Annotated in this window: 17 protein-coding genes; 12 read left to right on the top strand and 5 right to left on the bottom strand. The window is 46.2% G+C overall.

The window, feature by feature from the left end; genetic code table 11:
- Nucleotides 1-239 precede the first annotated feature (239 nt).
- Both QUA00_RS11025 and QUA00_RS11020 read right to left on the bottom strand, forming a co-directional pair.
- Entirely contained in the window at nt 240-557 is a 318-nt protein-coding gene (locus tag QUA00_RS11025) for a helix-turn-helix transcriptional regulator (RefSeq protein WP_333409618.1), read from the bottom strand.
- Nucleotides 550-870 carry a helix-turn-helix transcriptional regulator gene (locus tag QUA00_RS11020; RefSeq protein WP_333409617.1) on the bottom strand — a complete coding sequence of 107 codons (321 nt, stop codon included), beginning with the start codon at nt 868-870 and terminating at the stop codon, nt 550-552. The genes QUA00_RS11025 and QUA00_RS11020 overlap by 8 nt, the downstream gene beginning before the upstream one ends.
- 258 nt (nt 871-1,128) lie before the next feature.
- On the opposite strand from QUA00_RS11020, the gene QUA00_RS11015 reads away from it, so the two are divergent.
- Together QUA00_RS11015 and glgP are read left to right on the top strand one after the other, a co-directional pair.
- Nucleotides 1,129-1,389 carry a hypothetical protein gene (locus QUA00_RS11015; RefSeq protein WP_333138790.1) on the top strand — a complete coding sequence of 87 codons (261 nt, stop codon included), beginning with the start codon at nt 1,129-1,131 and terminating at the stop codon, nt 1,387-1,389.
- 112 nt (nt 1,390-1,501) lie between these two features.
- On the top strand, nt 1,502-4,060 hold the full coding sequence (gene glgP, locus QUA00_RS11010; protein WP_333138880.1) for an alpha-glucan family phosphorylase: 2,559 nt from the start codon (nt 1,502-1,504) through the stop codon (nt 4,058-4,060).
- A gap of 865 nt (nt 4,061-4,925) precedes the next feature.
- Here glgP and mnmG read toward each other — a convergent pair.
- The gene (gene mnmG, locus QUA00_RS11005) at nt 4,926-6,842 is read right to left on the bottom strand and encodes a tRNA uridine-5-carboxymethylaminomethyl(34) synthesis enzyme MnmG (RefSeq protein ID WP_333409616.1); all 1,917 of its coding nucleotides are present in this window, start codon (nt 6,840-6,842) and stop codon (nt 4,926-4,928) included.
- Nucleotides 6,843-7,148: 306 nt separating this feature from the next.
- Here mnmG and QUA00_RS11000 point away from each other — a divergent pair, with 306 nt between their 5' ends.
- The 6 genes from QUA00_RS11000 (at nt 7,149) to QUA00_RS10975 (ending at nt 11,146) form a co-directional block, all read left to right on the top strand.
- On the top strand, nt 7,149-7,433 hold the full coding sequence (locus QUA00_RS11000; protein ID WP_106333713.1) for a UPF0175 family protein: 285 nt from the start codon (nt 7,149-7,151) through the stop codon (nt 7,431-7,433).
- Complete coding sequence (locus tag QUA00_RS10995) at nt 7,434-7,943, top strand: DUF3368 domain-containing protein (RefSeq protein ID WP_333409615.1); 510 nt, start codon at nt 7,434-7,436, stop codon at nt 7,941-7,943. It begins immediately after the preceding gene.
- 3 nt (nt 7,944-7,946) lie between these two features.
- Nucleotides 7,947-8,264 carry a hypothetical protein gene (locus QUA00_RS10990; protein WP_333409614.1) on the top strand — a complete coding sequence of 106 codons (318 nt, stop codon included), beginning with the start codon at nt 7,947-7,949 and terminating at the stop codon, nt 8,262-8,264.
- Nucleotides 8,257-8,676 carry a type II toxin-antitoxin system tRNA(fMet)-specific endonuclease VapC gene (gene vapC / locus QUA00_RS10985; RefSeq protein WP_333409613.1) on the top strand — a complete coding sequence of 140 codons (420 nt, stop codon included), beginning with the start codon at nt 8,257-8,259 and terminating at the stop codon, nt 8,674-8,676. Before QUA00_RS10990 ends, vapC begins: the two co-directional genes overlap by 8 nt.
- Nucleotides 8,677-9,044: 368 nt before the next feature.
- A complete protein-coding gene (locus QUA00_RS10980; protein WP_333409622.1) occupies nt 9,045-10,697 on the top strand; it encodes a DNA methyltransferase in 1,653 nt (550 codons plus the stop codon).
- Between the two features lie 215 nt (nt 10,698-10,912).
- Nucleotides 10,913-11,146: a hypothetical protein gene (locus QUA00_RS10975; protein WP_333409612.1), complete on the top strand. Its 234-nt coding sequence runs from the start codon at nt 10,913-10,915 to the stop codon at nt 11,144-11,146.
- Nucleotides 11,147-11,281: 135 nt separating this feature from the next.
- Here QUA00_RS10975 and QUA00_RS10970 read toward each other — a convergent pair whose 3' ends face one another.
- Complete coding sequence (locus QUA00_RS10970; RefSeq protein WP_333409611.1) at nt 11,282-11,635, bottom strand: transcriptional regulator; 354 nt, start codon at nt 11,633-11,635, stop codon at nt 11,282-11,284.
- Nucleotides 11,625-12,005: a type II toxin-antitoxin system RelE/ParE family toxin gene (locus QUA00_RS10965; protein ID WP_333305637.1), complete on the bottom strand. Its 381-nt coding sequence runs from the start codon at nt 12,003-12,005 to the stop codon at nt 11,625-11,627. The genes QUA00_RS10970 and QUA00_RS10965 overlap by 11 nt, the downstream gene beginning before the upstream one ends.
- Nucleotides 12,006-12,159: 154 nt before the next feature.
- On the opposite strand from QUA00_RS10965, the gene QUA00_RS10960 reads away from it, so the two are divergent.
- The 4 genes from QUA00_RS10960 to nrdR all read left to right on the top strand — a co-directional run bounded on the left by QUA00_RS10960 (nt 12,160) and on the right by nrdR (nt 15,484).
- Nucleotides 12,160-12,489 carry a hypothetical protein gene (locus QUA00_RS10960; RefSeq protein WP_333105475.1) on the top strand — a complete coding sequence of 110 codons (330 nt, stop codon included), beginning with the start codon at nt 12,160-12,162 and terminating at the stop codon, nt 12,487-12,489.
- 198 nt (nt 12,490-12,687) lie between these two features.
- Nucleotides 12,688-14,217 (top strand): photosystem II chlorophyll-binding protein CP47, encoded by a 1,530-nt coding sequence (gene psbB, locus QUA00_RS10955; protein ID WP_333138801.1) that lies wholly within the window; start codon nt 12,688-12,690, stop codon nt 14,215-14,217.
- 419 nt (nt 14,218-14,636) lie between these two features.
- The gene (locus QUA00_RS10950) at nt 14,637-14,732 is read left to right on the top strand and encodes a photosystem II reaction center protein T (RefSeq protein ID WP_006635641.1); all 96 of its coding nucleotides are present in this window, start codon (nt 14,637-14,639) and stop codon (nt 14,730-14,732) included.
- A gap of 194 nt (nt 14,733-14,926) precedes the next feature.
- Nucleotides 14,927-15,484 (top strand): transcriptional regulator NrdR, encoded by a 558-nt coding sequence (gene nrdR, locus QUA00_RS10945; RefSeq protein ID WP_333138882.1) that lies wholly within the window; start codon nt 14,927-14,929, stop codon nt 15,482-15,484.
- Nucleotides 15,485-16,366 lie beyond the last annotated feature (882 nt).

The raw sequence follows: 16,366 nt of genomic DNA, 5'->3' as shown, positions 1-16,366 counted from the left end.
AATTAATAATTAAATGGGGTCGCAAAATCAAAAATAAGGGTAATGATTGTATCACAGTTTAAATGTGCAACAGCTTAGTCATTAGTCATTAGTTATTAGTCATCAGTCAATTGTAGGGTGGGTGAGGCGCGGTTCAAGATTTATCTATTGGTGACAATAGTTAATCGGCGCGCCTCACCCACCAATAGGGATCAGGTGCTTCGTGCGCCCCCGAAAGTTATAGTTCTTGACCGCGAATCTTAGTCTCCCGACTTATTTTCCTGCGCTGCACCCCCAACATCATCACTGCTAGAGCGCTTCGGCGGGCCTAAGTTGTCGGGCAATTCGTTAAGATTCTTGCCCAAAGCGTGACACAGCGCTTTAACTTGAGGAATTGTCAGCTCAGGGGCATCAAGTCCTCGCTCCCAATTGCTAATCGCCTGTCGAGTTAAAGTTTTAGCTCCTGTTCTATCGGGGATTTGCTTTGCTAAAGCAGCTTGGGATAAACCAGCAGCTTCCCGCAAAATTTGCAGTGCTGGTATGTCTTTCGGGTCTTGAGCTTGTTTCTTTCTAGGCATCCGACTTGTTTTCCGGCGCGAGCCCATCCTCAACATCATCACTGCTAAAACGCTTCGGCGGGCCCAAGTCGTCGGGCAACTGATCGATTGAAATGCCTAGCGCTCTGCACAGTGCCTTTATCTGAGGAACTGTTAGCTCTGGCTCATCTTTGCCCGTTTCCCAGTTACTGATAGCTTTTTGGCTTAAAGTCTTTTTTCTGGTTTTGTCGGGGATTTGCCTTGCTAGCGCAGATTGAGTTAGCCCAGCAGCCTCCCTCAGTATTTGCAGTGCTGGCATCTTTTCTGGATCTTGAGTTTGCTTCTTTCTAGACATACGATCGCACAAGTTAGAAGCATACTTCTTGACAGCCGAGCCATTAAGAAGTATGCTTCTAAATAGGCACAACAAAAGGCGGCAGGGCGGGCCTGACATTGGGTGTTTAGCTTGCTAAAACCGCCTTAACAATAGTGTCTCCCATTAGTGCAAGTGTTTTGACATGAAACACCTGCACACCCCTTAACCTGCTGGGGTTTGGACTTGCAGAACCAAGCCCCTTTCTCTCACAAGCCTTAAATCAGGAGTGAAAATCCAATGAAATCAGCGGCACAAAATCAGGTACTGCATCAGCTCAAGCTCATGGAAACCAACTTGCGCGAAATTCAGTGCAAGCTAGTTAAAACCTCCGTTTTAAACTTGTGGCAAATAGTTTTGCCCGATGGAAAGAGAATTTTGCTGGAACACGCGGGCGGCGGACACTGGATTTTTCGGTCTAACGGTATTGAGAAATCTCATCCAGAAGTGCGAAAAGCTGTTTTGCGGGCGATCGGCATTTGCTCGGCCCACCGCAGTTAAGGTAACAGCCGATCGCCCCCCGCAGCTTAAAACTTAAAATAGTGTGCAGAATAACGGACTTGTACCTAAAGACAGAGGAAAATATCGCTACCCCAACATAAATGCTTTGTCTATGCAGCCAATTCGCACATTTAACGTTTCCCCCTCGCTACCGACAATTCTCGAACCCCTACGCAAGCTTGCCTACAACTTGCACTGGGACTGGAACGTCGATACCAAAGACCTCTTCCGCCGCCTCGATCGAGACCTCTGGGACTCCAGCAACCAAAACCCGGTGCTGATGCTCGGAACCATATCTCAAGAGCGACTGCAAGAAATGGCAGAAGACGAAGGCTTCATTGCCCAAATGAACCGAGCAGCCCAGCAGTTAGACGATTATCTCAAAAACCGCGCCTGGTATCGCAAACAGCGCGGCACCGAGCAACAAGAATGCTACGCTTACTTTTCGATGGAATTCGGCTTAGTTAAAGCCCTACCCATCTATTCAGGCGGTTTGGGCGTGCTCGCAGGCGACCACCTCAAATCAGCTAGTGATTTGGGCTTGCCCTTAGTCGGTGTCGGCCTACTCTACCAAGAAGGTTATTTTTCGCAGTATCTCAACGCCGACGGCTGGCAGCAAGAACGCTATCCGCTCAACGATTTCTACAATATGCCGCTGCACCCAGAACGCAATCCCGACGGTTCGGAATTGCGGATTGAGGTGGACTATCCCGGCCGCAAGGTGTATGCCCGGATTTGGCGAGTACAAGTGGGAACGGTTCCTTTGTACCTGATGGATACAAATATTGAACCTAACAGCCGCTATGACCAAGATATTACCGACCAACTGTATGGCGGTGATAAAACTCTGCGGATGCACCAAGAAATCATGCTGGGCATCGGCGGCGTGAAAATGCTCAAAGCATTGGGGCTGACAGTTACGGCTTATCACATGAATGAAGGCCACGCAGCTTTCATGGCTTTGGAACGCATTCGGATGCTGATGGAGGAATATCACCTGAGTTTCGTAGAAGCGGAACAGGTGGTGGTTTCGAGCAGTATGTTTACGACTCACACGCCGGTGCCTGCTGGGTTTGACTTGTTCGAGCCGGATATGGTGATGCACTATCTAGGTCAGTATCCCAAGATGTTTGGCTTGTCGCAAGATCAGTTTTTAGGATTGGGCAGGGAGAATACTGGCGATTTGTCCGCACCTCTGAATATGGCAATTTTGGCAATTAAAATGTCGAGTTTTGTCAACGGGGTGGCGGCTTTGCACGGCGTGGTGTCGCGCCCGATGTTTCAGGGTTTGTGGCCGGGTTTGCCACAGGAAGAAGTACCGATTACTTCGATTACCAACGGGGTGCACGCTCGCAGTTGTGTGGCGAAGTCTACTCAGGAGTTGTACGATCGATACCTCGGCCCGGATTGGGAAATGACTCGCAAGGACGATCGACTCTGGGATCGGATGTCGTCGATTCCTGATGAGGAACTGTGGCGGAATCACGAACGCTGTCGATCGGAGTTGGTGGTGTTCGCGCGGGAGTGGCTGCAAAAGACTTTGCGCGAGCGCGGTGCGGCCCAAACGGAAATCGAACACGCGCGGGAGGCTCTCGATCCGAAGGTGCTGACGATCGGGTTTGCCCGCCGCTTTGCTACTTACAAGCGGGCGACGCTGTTTTTGCGCGATGTCGATCGAATTATGCGGATCATGCGGGACAAAAACCGCCCGGTGCAGTTTGTGATTGCTGGGAAGGCTCACCCGATGGATATTCCAGGTAAGGAATTGATTCGGGATATCGTTCACTTCATCCGCGAACACGACACGATGAGTTCGATGGTGTTTTTACCGAACTACGACATTAACGTCGCTCGGATGATGGTATCGGGCTGCGATGTGTGGTTGAATACGCCGCGCCGCCCCCGTGAGGCTTCCGGGACTTCGGGGATGAAAGCTTCGATGAACGGTTTACCGAATCTGAGCATTCTTGACGGATGGTGGGATGAGGCTGATTATGTTCGCACCGGTTGGCCGATCGGACATGGCGAGTTTTACGAAGATACTAAGTATCAGGATGAGGTAGAGGCTAATGCTTTGTACGACTTGATGGAGAAGGAAGTTGTACCGCTGTTTTATAACCGGGATGCTGATGGCATTCCCCGCGGTTGGACGGAGAAAATGAAGGATTCAATTCGCTTGAACTGTCCTTTCTTCAATACTGCTCGGATGGTGAAGGATTACGCGCGGCGGGCATATTTCCCCGTGAGCGATCGCTACCACACCATGACTTCGGATAATTGCGCTCCCGCCAAGGAGTTGTCTCACTGGAAGAAGCACGTTCTCGCGAAGTGGCACGATATTAAGATTGAGGCTGTTGATATTTCCCAGGATAAGGAAGTTAAGGTCAATCAGTCGATCGCTGTTAAATCTCGGATTAATCTGATGGGATTGACCCCTGCGGACGTGCAAGTCGAACTTTATCAAGGTTCGGTTGATGCTAACGGAAATATCATCGGCGGCGTACCCGTAGTGATGGAGTATTTGGGAGAAGATTCTCACAATGCTAGCCTTTATACGGCTGACATTACTTATACTTCTAGCGGTTTGCAAGGCTTGTCGTTGCGCGTTTTGCCGAAGCACGATAATCTCAGCAGTCCTTATGAAGCTGGCGTGATTCTCTGGGCACATTAGTCAGTAGTCAGTAGTCAGTAGTCAGTAGTCAGGAGAATAAAGGAATATTTTCCTAATTCTCCCTCTCTCCGACTCTCCCACTCTCCTTATCGAACTTGGGGAATGACTATTTAGCCGATTGTGCGATCGCCCAATACCACATTCCGCCTATTCCCCAGTACCAGCAGTGATATCATGTCCGATCGAGTTACCGCGATTAAAAGCGATTAAAAGGGCGGGTTTTTGAGATTGTCAATTATTGGCAAATATTTTTCGTGAACCCGCCCCTACCGTATTAGGGGTAATCGACCGGACATAATATGAGCGCGTATATAAGCGTATAGCAAGGCATCTCGCTGTTCTTTTAAGGCTTTGAGGGTGGCAACACGGGTGGGGCTTTCGGGGAGGTTTGAACCACCGATGAACGCTGATTCTTATGCGGAATATTTGCGAAATTCAGACTGGGTTCGAGGATTGATAAATATCTACAATATACTGGCAGAATTTCATCAATTAGAGTTGACATTCTGCCAGTTTTCCTTATTTTTGGTGTTGCTGAATACAGGTATAAATTCAAGATTTCGGAATTTTTATAAGCCCAGTATGGTGAGTTTTGTAACATCAAGTGAAAAGTTGATTAATACCGTGAATCAGCAAGGCCCAGAATCTATATCCATCCATAGGAAAGCCGCCGAACAAAATAGTGGTTGCACAATAGTCACACTTTTTCATACTGCGATTTCATAAAATTGAAGGGAACCTTGAGACACCTCTATAGCGCTTCTCAAAAAAGTGAGGTATGCGCTATGCCCTATGCGCTATGCCCTATGCCCTATGCCCTATGCCCATGAGTACCTCATCTTTCTGAGAAAGGCTATAGTTTAGCTTATTTACCAACACCCGCTGGCTGCTGACGGTTTCGCACTTCCAGAAAAATCAACAAAGCATTAACATCAGCGGGATTTACCCCACCAATTCTGGCAGCTTGGCCAATCGTCAGCGGTTTCACCTTAGCCAACTTTTCCCGCGATTCTTTCGAGAGAGTTGTAATTGCCATGTAATCCAAATCTGCAGGCAATTGTCGGCGTTCATGTCTGACAATTTCATCAATCTGATTTTGCTGTTTTTGCAGATAGCCCGAATATTTGATATCAATTTCCGCACCATCTTTCTCAGCCAACTTCAGACTAGAATTGCCTAAATTGTACCGTTCCAAATCCACATAATGAAAACCCGGACGACGCAACAAATCAGCCAGAGTAATCGAACCTTTAATCGCTTGTTGAGTATCAGCCAAAATTGCCTTGCCAATCTCCTCGTGTTCTTTCACCCGCGTCGAGTACAAGCGTTCCTTCTCTGCCACAATATTAGCTTTTTTCCGCTCAAATAACTCCCAGCGGCGATCGTCAATCAAACCAATTTCCCGTCCCAGCGGCGTCAAGCGTTGATCCGCATTGTCCGATCGCAATAATAGCCGATATTCCGATCGCGAAGTCAACATCCGGTAAGGTTCCCGCAAATCCTTCGTACACAAATCATCTATCAGAGTCCCGATATAACTTTGCTCGCGAGGAAACACAATCATCTCCTGATTTTTCGCAAACCTGGCCGCATTAATCCCCGCCACGAGCCCCTGTGCAGCAGCCTCCTCATATCCAGTTGTACCGTTCACTTGACCCGCGCAAAACAGCCCTTCGATCTTCTTAGTCATCAGCGTTGGAAAGCACTGAGTTGCCGGCAAATAATCATACTCCACCGCATAAGCAGGGCGCATCATCTCGCACTTTTCCAAACCCGGAAGAGTCCGCAGCATTTGCAATTGCAAATTTTCCGGTAAACCAGTAGAAAATCCTTGGATATAAAGTTCAGGAATATCTCTACCTTCCGGTTCAATAAAAATCTGGTGACTTTCCTTATCCGCAAACCGCACAATCTTATCTTCAATACTCGGACAATAGCGCGGCCCCTTCGCATCAACCCAGCCACCATAGACTGGAGAAAGGTGCAAATTCTCTCTAATTAACTGGTGAGTTTCAGGCGTAGTTCTAGTTAAATAACAAGGCATTTGTTCCCGTTCGATCCAAACTTCTGGATCGAAACTAAACCAGCGAACCTCTGCATCTCCCGGCTGCGGTTCCAGGTTAGTGTAATCGAGAGTACGTTTGTCAACTCTTGCCGGAGTTCCTGTCTTCAATCTGCCTGTTTCAAAGCCCAAACGATTGAGAGTTTCCGTCAAGCCAACGGCGGCAAACTCTCCCGCACGTCCGGCGGGCATCGACTTATTGCCCACCCAAATCGTGCCACCTAAAAAAGTACCTGTGGTCAGAATTACAGCTTTGCATTCAAAAGCGACGCCGAAGTATGTTTCTACTCCGATAACTTCTTGATTTTTGCCCAAAACTAAGTCTGTTACCATCGCTTCCCGGATGGTCAAATTCTCTTGATTTTCGACAATATTATTCATTACAGCGGCGTATTCCCGCTTGTCTGTCTGTGCTCGCAGGGCCCACACTGCGGGGCCTCGTGAAGAGTTGAGGATGCGCTTTTGTAGATAAGTGCGATCGGCCATTTTGCCAATTTCCCCGCCTAACGCATCAACTTCGTTCGTGAGTTGGGTTTTAGCTGGGCCGCCGACAGCCGGATTGCAAGGTTGCCACGCAATTTTGTCGAGGTTGAGGGTGAGGAGAAGGGTGCGACAGCCGAGGCGAGAAGTGGCGAGGGCGGCTTCACAGCCGGAGTGTCCGCCACCTACTACGATGATGTCGAAACTGTCTTGGAATTCTACGGGTGTTTGTGCGGTCATGGGATTTTAGATTTTAGATTTTAGATTTTAGATTGAATAATTGACTTGAGGGATTAAGCCGGAGGGTTATTTATCGGATATCGCGTTTTTGTCTGTGTTATGTGAGTAAATTATGCCTTATATAGTCTATTATAGACAATAGTCGTTTGAGTAACAATATTTATGCAGGCAATACTTATGCACGCACCCATACACCATGCACCAAGCGAGCGGGATATTAAATATTTGTAGTCGGATATTATGGCGATGTTGGAAGATGTGGTTTGAGCAACTAAAATAGAAATGTAGGTTTGGGAGATTTTGGGAATGACTTTGATGATTTTAGACGAGCAATTAGAAAGCATTCATCTTTCTGCTGAGGTTCGGCAGAAGGCTTTACAGAAAGCAAAAGAGGGTTATGTAATGGCGTTATTAGAGGTAGGGGAAATTACCAGCGGACGAGCGGGAAAAATTTTAGGAGTTTCTCGCATGAAAATTATTGAAATGATGAAAAAATGGGGAATTTCTCTGTTTGATGATTCGCAAAATTTGGAACAAATTCGTCAAGAGGTGGAACAGGCAGAGTTGATGTTAGAGCGGCAGGGGTTTTAAATGATTATTGTCTCCGATACTACACCTATTAGTGAATTAGCTAAGGTAGATCGCTTAGATTTATTGCCTCAACTTTTTGGTAAAGTTGTGATTCCGAAGGGAGTGTTTGATGAACTCCAGGTTGGTCAGCATCCGGCAGCTAAAATCGTACAAAATTTGTCTTGGCTAGAGGTTGTAACAGTCAATAATCGGCAAGTAGTTGAGGACTTACAAGGGTCGTTTAATTTAGATTTGGGGGAATCGGAAGCGATCGCTTTAGCAGAAGAAATGAACGCAGCCCAATTATTGATTGATGAAAAAGCGGCGAGACGGGTAGCGGCGGCGAGAAAGCTGCCGTTAATTGGGACAATGGGTGTTTTGTTGTTAGCAAAGAGCCGGGGTTTGTTGGGAAGCGTGCGGGATGTTTTAGATGAGATGCAGGCACAGGGAACGAGGATTTCCGATCGGCTTTACGAACGGGTTTTAATTTTGGCTCAGGAAAATAGAAATGAAGAGCGAGGGGGTTTTTAATATATGCAAATCACCGTTAATTTACCTGATACGTTAGTAGATAAGATCGAGGATAAATGGGGGGATTTGTCACGAAAAATTCTGAGAGATTTAGTCTTAAGTGCTTTTCGCGATGGGTTAATCGATTTGGATGAGTTAAAGGAGATGCTCGATATTGGCGATGAGGCAGGCTTGAAGGAATTTTTCAGGCAAAATAATATGCTGCATTCTTCAGGATTGATAAATCTGTCTGGGAGTTGTGCGGATATTGATTTTGATGATGAGGGCTGGGGGATTTCCGATGAAATGGATGACGATATGATGGGGGTTTTTGATGAGTAATAGCTCTTTGGTTTATTGGCTAGATACTAATGTTTGTATCATGTATTTAAAGGGTAGGTCGCCTAGTATCGACCTTCATTTTAATACTGTGGTAGCCGATAAAATAGGGGTTTGTTCTGTGGTAAAAGCCGAGTTATTTTACGGAGCGATGGGTAGCAATAACCCCCAAAAGAGTTTAAATGTACAAAAATCTTTTTTAAGTCAGTTTCTTTCTCTGCCGTTTGACGATGCTTGTGGGGAAGTATATGGCAAGATTAGGAGGGATTTGGCAAGTTTGGGAACTCCGATCGGCTCAAACGATCTGCAAATTGCTGCTATTGCTTTGGCAAATAATTTAATCTTAGTCACTCATAATGTTAGGGAGTTTAGCAGAGTACAAGGGCTACAGATTGAAGATTGGGAGGCGGGGTGATGAGTAATTATCAGGGTTATGAAAAGTATAATGCAATTTTATCAAGATTTTTGATAAGATTCAGACCGTTCATTCAAAACGATCGACCTGTGGTTATTATATCCCATCAAAAAAAAGTCAACTATCGGCATTCGTATCTGCCACAGATAGTGGCAAAATTATCGGAGATATCTTTGCCTAAATACTCTCAGCTAATCCAAAATTTTGCACACTACAAACAACTTTAGTCGATCGAATAACAATATTTATATGCACGCTGAAAACAACTTTGAAGGCTCGATCGATATAGTATAATTAAATATTTGTTGTCAAATACAGACATAACCACGAGTTACACCAGCAGTTTAAAGGAAATAACGAAAGTGAAAATGGAAAATCAACTATTTTACGGTGACAATCTTGATGTCTTACGCAGACACATCACAGATGAATCAATCGATTTGTGCTACATTGACCCGCCTTTTAACTCAAAACGCAACTACAACCAAATCTATAATAACATTGGCAAGGAAGACCAAGCCCAAGCACAAGCTTTTATTGACACTTGGACTTGGGACGATTATGCAAATCAGGGTTTAGCTGAAATCTTGGAAAATTACCAAGGAAAATTTACATCACAAAGTATTGATTTAATCGCAGGCTTAACCAAGGTCTTAAGTAAAGGCAGTCTATTAGCATATTTGGTTCACATGACTTTGCGAGTAGTCGAGATTCATCGAGTCTTAAAACCTACGGGTAGCTTTTATCTACATTGCGATTCTACAGTTAGTCATTATTTAAAATTAGTATTAGATGGGATTTTTTGTCCGCAAGGCGGAGATTTTATCAATGAAATTGTCTGGAAGCGTACAAATGCCCACAGCGATACTAAACAAGGTCGCAAAGCTTACGGAAATATTACTGATGCTATTTTATACTATACTAAAAGCAAGGACTATAAATTTAATACTCAATTTCTCGGCTATACTCAAGACTATGTAGAAAAATTTTACAAGTATGTTGATGCTGATGGTAGGCGTTATCAGCTTGACAACCTGACAGGCCCTGGTGGTGAGGCAAAAGGCAATCCTTACTATGAAGTTATGGGCGTTAAGCGGTACTGGCGTTACAGTCAAGAAAGAATGAACCAGTTAATTGTTGAAGGGCGAGTAATTCAGACAAAACCGGGAACTGTACCGCGATACAAACGCTATCTTGATGAAATGTCAGGTATCCCCTTGCAGAATATTTGGGATGATATCAAACCAATTCAGTCACAGTCAGCAGAAAGACTGGGCTATCCCACACAAAAGCCTTTAGCTATTTTAGATAGAATTATTCAAGTCAGCAGCGATGAAGGTGATGTAGTTTTAGATGCTTACTGCGGTTGCGGTACTACCGTTTGTGCTTCTGAGCGCCTCAATCGCAAATGGATCGGAATAGACATTACTTATCAAAGTATTAGTTTAATTCTCAAACGCCTTGAGGATTCGTTTGGTCCAGGTGTACTAGAACAAATTAAATTAAACGGCATTCCTAAAGACATGGAATCCGCAATTGCCCTTGCTAATAAAAAAGACGATCGCACGCGCAAAGAATTTGAAAAATGGGTGGTGCTTACCTATACTAATAATAGGGCCACTATTAACGCTAAGAAAGGTGCAGATCGAGGCATAGATGGCATTGCTTACTTTCAAGGTGATAAAGATGAACCTGAAAAGATTATCCTGCAAGTTAAATCAGGGAATGTGAAATCAGGAGACATCCGCGATTTGCAAGGGACAATTACCCTCGAACAAGCAGCCTTCGGTATTTTTATCAGTTTGAAAGAGCCAACTAAGGACATGATTAAAACTGCTAAGTCAGCAGGAATATATCAAAGCCGATATATGAGTCAAAGTTCCGACAAAATACAAATTGTTACTATTAAGGAGATTTTAGAACAGAAAAAACGGCTAGATGTTCGCCTGAGTTTTGAAGTGGTGAAATCAGCAGAAAAACAAATGGAAGTTAAAGCGAAGCAGTTAGAACTAGATCTTTAGAAAAGACTGATCGAGGTAAATAAGTGCGATCGGCTCCCCCAAGCTTCCCAAGAAAAAGGCCATAATTGGGGCATATTAACCGAGATTAAGATGATGCGATCGACTGCAAACGACCAAAGAGGCAAAATTACCGCAACCCTAACCGTTACGAACCGCTTAAAATCGATGTACGGCAAGTCCCTGTCCCCTAACCTGCCACCAACCCTACTAACACCATGACACAGATCGCCCTTTCCGACCTTCCCGAAACCATCCAAGCCCTACTCACCCAAGCCATACAAACAGGCGAACCCCTCACCATCGCCCAAAACGATCGGCCTGTTGCCATTATCTCCCCCATCAAAAAAAGTAAACGATCGACATTCGGATCTGCCAAAGATAGTGGCAAAATTATCGGAGATATCATCGAGCCAACCTCTAACCTGGTAACTTGGGATGTCCTGTCCTGAAGCTCTTGCTAGATACGCACATTTGGCTTTGGTATCGTCAGCTACTTGCCTAAATACTCTCAGCTAATCCAAAATTTTGCACGCTACAAACAACTTTGAAGACTCGATCGCACTCAAACAACAGGTGTTCGTCAATTAAAACTCTTCCTCTCCATTAGTGTAGCTGCTTTCTTCAAACATTGATGTTAATCCAGTAATTTTTACGGGGGGTCGATCTTTGAATTCTACGACAAATGACAACTCCCCCCCCATTGCCGCAATATAACTTTGCAAAGTAGATACCAACAAATCCGCACGGCGTTCGAGTCGCGAGACATTTTCTTGACGCATATTTAATAATTCTGCCATGCGAATCTGAGTAAATTTCCTTGCTTTTCGTAAGTCTTGCAATGTCATTTCTTCTGCAATTAATTCGGCCGCTCGCTTTTCGACTATTGCTCGTTGGTCGAGAGGTAAATTATCCATAACAGTCTTCAGGCTAATTGTCATCTCTTTCTTGCTCCATTAACTTAGTCAAATTAGTCAAATGGTCGGCAAATCTACTATCTGCTATTTTAATTAGTTGCTTGTAAAATCGCTTTTCACTTCCACCAGATTTGTCCCCAGCTACCAACAGAATCGCAGAGCGGCGCGGGTCAAATGCAAAAGCGACTCGCCAAACTCCATCAGCCGCCTCAAACCGAAGTTCTTTCATATTGGCATAGGTAGAACCATTGAGAGTATCGACGTGGGGGCGCTTGAGATTTGGACCAAATTCTTGTAACAGTGTGAGTTTTGCTAAAAGCTCTAATCTGACATCAGTGGGGAATTCGGTAAACTCAGAGTAAAAATCAAAGTGAAACTCAATGTTCCATGTCATTTGGATCAATTATGCCTTACATAGCATATTATAGGCAATAGTCGATCGAATAACAATATTTATATGCACCCTTCGCGTCTTCGCAGTTCAATAATTCCGTACAATTGCAGTTTTGCGTTATGTTAGACAAAAAAATCTCAACAAGCGTACACAAGTGAAATACTTCTTCTTATCCGACGGCTGGAAAGTTGGGCGCGTGTGGGGCGTTGGCGGCGAGTGGACTCACGCCGCCTGGAGACGCCAGCCAGACATCCAACAGCTCAACCTCTGTCTTTCCGATCGCAACGAAAAAATGTGGCTCTACCGCGTAGAAGACGCTGTACTCATGGTAGAAGTCCAACCTGCCGTCTCTCCCGATCCTGCCGATCCCGCCAAAAATATCGGCAACGTTAAGCTCACCAGACTGATCGATGCCGAGCAAGTCCTCGAACGCCTCGGGACGATCGCCGCCCGCTGCGAAATGGGAAACCCGCAACTAATGTAATGCTCAACATATTGCAATCGGTTCTAACACTCGATACACTTCTTTAAATAACTTTCATTTTTATGCCTCCACCTTTGAAGGTAGATGGCAGTCGGCAAAAGGCAGAGTTTAAACCCTGCAGGTAACTGCTGGGGATTTAGAATCTGATTTTTCCGTAAAAATAGACATCATCACTTACACCTTGGAGAACCGCAGTCAATGGGACTACCCTGGTATCGCGTACACACAGTCGTCTTAAATGACCCAGGCCGATTGATTTCTGTACACTTAATGCACACTGCCCTCGTGGCAGGTTGGGCCGGCTCAATGGCCCTTTATGAACTAGCAGTTTTTGATCCCACAGACCCAGTTCTGAACCCAATGTGGCGTCAAGGGATGTTCGTGTTGCCCTTCATGACTCGCTTGGGAGTTACGGGTTCTTGGGGCGGTTGGAGCATCACTGGCGAAGGTAACGTCGATCCGGGCTTCTGGTCCTTTGAAGGCGTCGCCGTCGCTCACATCGTCCTCTCTGGCCTGCTGTTCTTAGCAGCAGTTTGGCACTGGGTATTTTGGGACTTAGAACTTTTCAGAGACCCTCGCACCGGTGAACCGGCCCTCGACTTGCCAAAAATGTTTGGCATTCACCTGTTCCTCTCCGGCTTGCTTTGCTTCGGCTTCGGCGCATTTCACCTTTCGGGACTTTTTGGCCCAGGAATGTGGGTGTCCGACCCCTACGGCCTGACCGGTCACGTCCAGCCAGTGGCGCCTGCTTGGGGCCCTGAAGGCTTCGATCCGTTCAATCCGGGCGGCATCGTGGCTCACCACATTGCAGCGGGCGTAGTCGGCGTAATTGCCGGTTTGTTCCACTTGACAGTGCGGCCGCCGGAACGTCTTTACAAAGCCCTGCGGATGGGGAATATCGAAACTGTACTTTCTAGCAGTATCGCTGCCGTGTTCTTTGCAGCCTTTGTGGTTGCCGGTACGATGTGGTACGGTTCTGCTGCAACTCCGATCGAACTTTTTGGCCCGACTCGCTATCAGTGGGACAGTGGCTATTTCCAACAAGAAATCGATCGCAGAGCTCAAGCTAGCTTGGCCGGTGGCGCTAGCTTCCAATCCGCTTACGAACAAATTCCCGAAAAATTGGCTTTCTACGACTACGTGGGCAACTCTCCTGCTAAAGGCGGTTTGTTCCGGGCCGGCGCGATGGTCAATGGCGACGGTATTGCTAAATCTTGGCTGGGCCATCCAGTATTTACTGACAGCGAAGGTCGGGTATTGTCGGTTCGCCGCCTCCCCAACTTCTTTGAAACCTTCCCAGTAATTTTGACGGACAAAGATGGGGTCGTTCGCGCTGACATCCCCTTCCGCCGTGCTGAATCAAAATACAGCTTTGAACAAAGCGGAGTTACCGTCAGCTTCTACGGCGGCGAACTTAACGGTCAAACCTTTAATAATCCTCTAGATGTTAAGAAGTTTGCTCGCGCTGCTCAAAAAGGTGAAGTATTTGAATTCGATCGCGAAACCTTGAATTCTGACGGGGTGTTCCGCACTTCGACTCGCGGTTGGTTCACATTCGGACACGTTTGCTTTGCTTTGCTGTTCTTCTTCGGCCATATCTGGCACGGTTCTCGGACTATTTTCCGCGACGTGTTTGCTGGAGTTGAGGCTGACCTGGAAGAACAAGTCGAGTGGGGCCTGTTCCAAAAACTGGGCGACGTGACCACCAGAAGAGAAGAACCTCTCTAAATTTCGCCAGCCTCTGGGTAGGGGGGAAACTTCCCCGCTACACAAAAACCCGGTTTCTTTAAGAAACCGGGTTTTTTTAGTTAAGAATAAAACCAGCAATTAACTACCAGCCGGGAAGTTCCGGGCGTATATTTAGAGGGGATTAATCTGAGCGCTGCGCGAATTACCCCGTTGGGAATTACTCCTTGGGATGAAAGGCTCGTCGGGTTTCGGTACCGAAACCGACAATTATTCTTTTAAACCCCAAGATGATCGGGAAATACTCTGATACTATATTAGCAAGTGGGGGTGGAACTACCTCACTATAAAAAGCCTTTGAAAAAAAGGAAAAAGAAGCCTGCGGTCTAACTGTACTCAGTTGACCGTCAGGTTTGTTCACGATAAAATAATACGGCAAGGGAAGATAGGGAAAATTTAACATGGAAAGTGTTGCTTACATTTTGATTCTGGCTTTAGCCATAGGCGTACTATTTTTTGCGATCGCATTTCGGGAACCTCCCCGGATTGGCAAATAATTAGCTATACGCCTGCGGTAAGTCCAAAATATCCTGAACCGGACTGCGGTTAGCCCGCATCATAGTGATCTAATTTGGTGCGGGACTCTTTCACCGCTGTGTGCTAAGTGATTTTTCTAGTCCAGCCATTCATCAGACCCCAAGCGGTTAGATGAATGGCAATTTGCTGGCAATGCCTGTTAAAATCAGCAATCATGCGCTGTTCCTCCTGCCAACACACAAATAGCCGCGTTCTAGAATCGCGTTCAGCCGAATCAGGTCAAAGCATCCGTCGGCGGCGTGAGTGTTTGAACTGCCAGCACCGCTTCACAACTTACGAACGCATAGAATTTGTGCCGATTACGGTGATCAAGCGGGACGGCAAGCGCGAATCTTTTGACAGGTCAAAATTAGTTCGGGGATTGATTCGGGCCTGCGAAAAAACCGGTTTGTCTTCCGGGCATCTCGAAACTCTCGCCGAAGAAATCGAGGCCCAACTCCAAGGTCGATCGCTCCGAGAAATCGCCAGTTCAGAAATAGGGGAACTGGTGCTGTTGCACCTGCGGCCGCTCAGCGAAGTCGCTTATGTCCGTTTTGCCTCCGTATATCGGCAATTTCGAGGCATCCGAGATTTTGTAGATACCCTAAATCACCTTCAGAATCCCCTCAACGAAGCTGAAGTTACAGAAACTAGACCGAATTTTGACGCAGATTTGCCGGATTCGGAATCAGTCGATCGAGAAAGCCCAGCATCCTGCGCTACTCCCAGCTAAGCTCGCTTAAATTAATTTAGAGAAATATTCGCTTGAGATGGAAAACCGTGTCGCGAGGAAGGCCCAGAGGAATAGCGACTCAAGGGACTCTCATAAAAAACACTCGGTAAGTGGGAAACTCAGTGGCTTCAGCCCGCTCGTGGAAAACGACCCGGCGATTTCAATCGCCTTGAATCCCCTTTCGGGGTTGGAGGGGTATGGTTGCCCCTCCGACGAGGTATGGTTGCCTCAGTTTCCCTTGCGGGGTAATGTTAGCTTCGCCAAGGTTATAAAGGCTTGTTAAGCTGGCAGCACTGTCTCAGGGACTTTAAGACTGTTTAACTACCAGCGACAGAGCGAGGGACTAGCTTCGCATCCCAGGGTGTCGTGACCTTAATAACGTAGCCCGCGAAGGGCTTAGGCTGGTCAGTACAGCTTGTTCGATTTCTCTTACAAGCTCAGTGGCTTAAGCCCTGAGTTACTGACTCGAGCGAGTGTTCTTTTTTCTCAGTAACAGTGCTGGGTGTGATATGATCGTCATCGGTCTAAAATAGAGTATAACTAGACAACGTAAAAACTTAACTGGATTAGTTGAGTGCGTAGTCACACCTAACGGTGTTGCAGTTTAGGAAAGCTCGCATTTGAACAAAACCTAACTAAAGATCGGTGCCTAATTAAATACGGTAGGGCATACCGAAATTTACGCTTCTGGAGAAACCGACCTCTACTTAGACGGGAGTAATCCTGTCGCCAGCAAGTCGGCTCGTTGAACGAAGAATCTCAGTTTATTTATACCTGAGAGTGTCAAAATAGTCTACTTGACTCGGAATGTTAAGATTCAACGTTTTAACACAGAGTATGGAGTAACAGTAATGGCAAGCGCTGGTGTGCAGTTGCACCTGG

The organism is Microcoleus sp. T2B6 (genome assembly GCF_036700475.1).
In the GTDB taxonomy this organism is placed as follows: Bacteria; Cyanobacteriota; Cyanobacteriia; order Cyanobacteriales; family Microcoleaceae; genus Microcoleus.
The sequence above is the reverse complement of the archived record's forward strand: the minus strand, read 5'-3'. Positions and strand labels throughout refer to the sequence as shown.

Coding starts and splice junctions, on each gene's coding strand:
- QUA00_RS10965 (WP_333305637.1), bottom strand. CDS start 12,005: ATGACATGGAACATTGAGTTTCACTTTGATTTTTACTCTGAGTTTACC.
- QUA00_RS10995 (WP_333409615.1), top strand. CDS start 7,434: ATGATTATTGTCTCCGATACTACACCTATTAGTGAATTAGCTAAGGTA.
- QUA00_RS11000 (WP_106333713.1), top strand. CDS start 7,149: ATGACTTTGATGATTTTAGACGAGCAATTAGAAAGCATTCATCTTTCT.
- psbB (WP_333138801.1), top strand. CDS start 12,688: ATGGGACTACCCTGGTATCGCGTACACACAGTCGTCTTAAATGACCCA.
- QUA00_RS11025 (WP_333409618.1), bottom strand. CDS start 557: ATGCCTAGAAAGAAACAAGCTCAAGACCCGAAAGACATACCAGCACTG.
- QUA00_RS10970 (WP_333409611.1), bottom strand. CDS start 11,635: ATGACAATTAGCCTGAAGACTGTTATGGATAATTTACCTCTCGACCAA.
- QUA00_RS10990 (WP_333409614.1), top strand. CDS start 7,947: ATGCAAATCACCGTTAATTTACCTGATACGTTAGTAGATAAGATCGAG.
- QUA00_RS10950 (WP_006635641.1), top strand. CDS start 14,637: ATGGAAAGTGTTGCTTACATTTTGATTCTGGCTTTAGCCATAGGCGTA.
- QUA00_RS10980 (WP_333409622.1), top strand. CDS start 9,045: ATGGAAAATCAACTATTTTACGGTGACAATCTTGATGTCTTACGCAGA.
- nrdR (WP_333138882.1), top strand. CDS start 14,927: ATGCGCTGTTCCTCCTGCCAACACACAAATAGCCGCGTTCTAGAATCG.
- QUA00_RS11020 (WP_333409617.1), bottom strand. CDS start 870: ATGTCTAGAAAGAAGCAAACTCAAGATCCAGAAAAGATGCCAGCACTG.
- QUA00_RS11015 (WP_333138790.1), top strand. CDS start 1,129: ATGAAATCAGCGGCACAAAATCAGGTACTGCATCAGCTCAAGCTCATG.
- vapC (WP_333409613.1), top strand. CDS start 8,257: ATGAGTAATAGCTCTTTGGTTTATTGGCTAGATACTAATGTTTGTATC.
- mnmG (WP_333409616.1), bottom strand. CDS start 6,842: ATGACCGCACAAACACCCGTAGAATTCCAAGACAGTTTCGACATCATC.
- glgP (WP_333138880.1), top strand. CDS start 1,502: ATGCAGCCAATTCGCACATTTAACGTTTCCCCCTCGCTACCGACAATT.
- QUA00_RS10975 (WP_333409612.1), top strand. CDS start 10,913: ATGACACAGATCGCCCTTTCCGACCTTCCCGAAACCATCCAAGCCCTA.